This is a genomic window from Falsiroseomonas oryzae, from assembly GCF_027856955.1.
Lineage (GTDB): Bacteria > Pseudomonadota > Alphaproteobacteria > Acetobacterales > Acetobacteraceae > Falsiroseomonas > Falsiroseomonas oryzae.
The window spans coordinates 1-2,540 of the sequence record NZ_JAPSMD010000610.1 but is presented as its reverse complement, the minus strand read 5'-3'; the positions used below and the strand labels follow the sequence as shown (position 1 = coordinate 2,540).

3 protein-coding genes are annotated in these 2,540 nt (G+C 73.9%); 1 reads left to right on the top strand and 2 read right to left on the bottom strand.

Annotated features, from left to right (window positions below; all coding sequences use genetic code 11):
• Window positions 1–838: hypothetical protein (locus tag OZN99_RS29580; protein ID WP_270938796.1), on the bottom strand; the 838-nt coding region annotated here is incomplete at its 3' end.
• Between the two features lie 96 nt (window positions 839–934).
• Window positions 935–1,960, bottom strand: a complete 1,026-nt coding sequence (locus tag OZN99_RS29575; protein ID WP_270938797.1) for a dipeptidase — start codon at window positions 1,958–1,960, stop codon at window positions 935–937.
• A gap of 256 nt (window positions 1,961–2,216) precedes the next feature.
• Here OZN99_RS29575 and OZN99_RS29570 point away from each other — a divergent pair.
• The coding region (locus OZN99_RS29570) for a hypothetical protein (RefSeq protein ID WP_270938795.1) at window positions 2,217–2,540 on the top strand (324 nt) is incomplete at its 3' end.

Below are 2,540 nucleotides of genomic sequence, written 5' to 3'. Positions count from 1 at the left end.
GCGCGGGCATGGTGCGGAGCAGGCGCGTCGCCGCGTCGAGCGAGAGCGCGCCCTCGGCGTGGCGGGCCAGCGCGAGCTGGCCGAGCGCGGCATCCGGCGGCGGGCCGACGCGTTCGGCGGGGTCGAGATAGGCCAGCACGATGCGCCCGACCGCGTCCTGCTCGCGCGGCGTCGCCGCGCTCGGCCCTAGCACCTGCCGCAGCACGTCCAGCCGCTCGGTCCCGCCCGGGTCCAGCAGCATGAGGTGGGCGAAGGCGTTGGCGCGGCGCGCCGGCTCGCGCTCGCGGTCGATGATCTCGGCGCGCAGCACGGTGCGCTCCAGCCGGTCGCGCTGCTCGCGGTTGCCGATCAGCGCGCGCACGCGGGATTCGGTCTCCTCGGCGATGCGCTTGCCGATCGGGCTCTCGGGGTCGCCGATCGCCGAGACGACGCGCTGCTGCACCGCCACCTGCGCCTGCGCCGCATCCGCGGTCAGGCGCATCAGGGTGATCTGCACCTGTTCCCGCGCGCGCTGGTCGATCTCGGCCTGCATGGTCTCGAGCTGCCGGCGTATGTCGCGCTGGAAATCCTCGAAGCGGCGGGTGGCGGTCTGCTGGTAGGCCTCGAAGGGGCGGACCACGACGCTGTTCACGTACTGCCAGAAGGCACCCGTGCCGACGAGGCCGATGACAAAGACCACCGGCGCCCAGAACCGCTTCACGCGGCGCATCATATCGTCGCCGACATCCTGGCGGACGCGGTTGCGCACCGCCTCGGCCAGCTGCGCCTGGTAGTCCGCGTGGGAGATCGTCACCCCGTCGGGGCCGACCTTGGCACCGGCCTTCCAGAGGTCGGACATGTCGCCACCCTGCGCTTGCCTGGCCCGATGATAGGCCTGCGCAGGCGGGTGGTTACAACGAGATTACGCGACGCGCGCCCCGCGCGAGCGGCGGCGCTACCGCGCCGCCAGCGCCGCCAGCCGCATCAGCCGCAGGAAGTTGCCGCTCCACAGCAGCCCGATCTCCCGCGCGCCGTAGCCGCGGCGGTGCAGCTCGGCCGTGACGGCGCGGGACCGTGCCGCGTCCGGCCAGTCGGACAGGCCGCCGCCGCCGTCGAAGTCGGAGGAGAGGCCGACATGCTCGATGCCGATGCGGCGCACCGCGTGATCCACATGGTCCACGTAGTCCGCCACGCTGGCCTGGGTGTTGCCGCCGCCCGCCGGCGGGTCGCGCAGGAAGGCCGGCACGGCGGTGATCTGCACCAGGCCCGCCACAGCCTTCAGCGCGTCCAGCTGGGCGTCGTCCAGGTTGCGCGGATGGTCGCGCAGCGCACGGCAGCAGGCATGGGTCGCGACGATGGGCGTGCGCGACGCCTCTGCTGCCTGCAGCATCGCGTCGCGGGAGGCATGGCTGACATCCACCAGCAGCCCGACCCGGTTCATCTCCGCGATGGCGGCCCGCCCGAGCGCCGAGAGCCCGCCATGCCGCGTCGGCCCGTCGCCCAGGTCCTTCCGGGGGATGGCGCTGTCGGACAGCAGGTTGTGGCCGTTGTGGGTCAGCGTGACGTAGATCGCGCCGAGCGACTTCCACAGCGCGAGCCGCGACAGGTCCTCGCCCATGGCATAGCCGTTCTCGACCGCGGACAGCACGGCGAGCCGGCCGGACGCCTTGGCCGCCTCGGTTGCCGGGGCGTCGGCGCAGAAGGCCCGGTCGGCGGGCGCGCCTTCGCCTGTGGCGCGGATATGGCGCAGCATTGCCTCGGCCCGGGCGGCGGCGCCGGCATGGCCCTCGGCGGTCAGAGGCCCCTGCGGGAGGTACGCGATGAACACCACCGCGCCCAGCCCGCCGCGGCGCATCTTCGGGAAGTCCACGCGCCGCTGGGTGTCGCCCGCCGGGTCCGGCGTGTCGGGCCAGGGGATGTCCACATGGGTGTCGAGTGTGAGGGTCGCGGCGTGGATGCGCGCGGCCTCGGGGTCGGGCATGTCGGGCACGGGCCGAGGCTGCGGCGCGTCCGGGCGCGCGTCAACCGGCGGCACCGGTCCCGCCCGCCGGACCTCGCATCTGCGTGCGTTAACTTTCAGAAAAATTGAAAGGCGGTAAGTCGGAGACTTGCACCGGCGCTCGCGCGTCCCCATCCGATACGGGATCGCGGCGCGTGCGCTGCATGCAATCGGCCGGGCGTGGCGCCATGCCCCGTCCGGTCGGGTCGGATTGGTCTTGCAACAGGAGATGCCTTGGATGCGGGAGATCTTGGCGCAGCGGGCGGCGGATGCCGTGCGGGGTCGGGCGATGGCGGCGGTGGCCGAGTTCGCCGATGGCGGTCTGGCGGAACGCATGCGCCTGGATGCCGCGACGCGCGTCCTGGTCACCGCCCGGCGCCTCCTCTCGGTCGCCCCGCGCGAGGCGGCCTCGGGTGCCGCGGCCGGCGTGGTGATGCGGGTCGCGCGCAGCTGGGACCCGGCTGCGACGACCGCCGCCGAGCACGTCGAGGCCCTGCCCCTTGCCGAGCTGGACGCCTTCCTGGCGGCGGCGCCGCGCTGGGCTGCGGGCGTGCGCGACGCC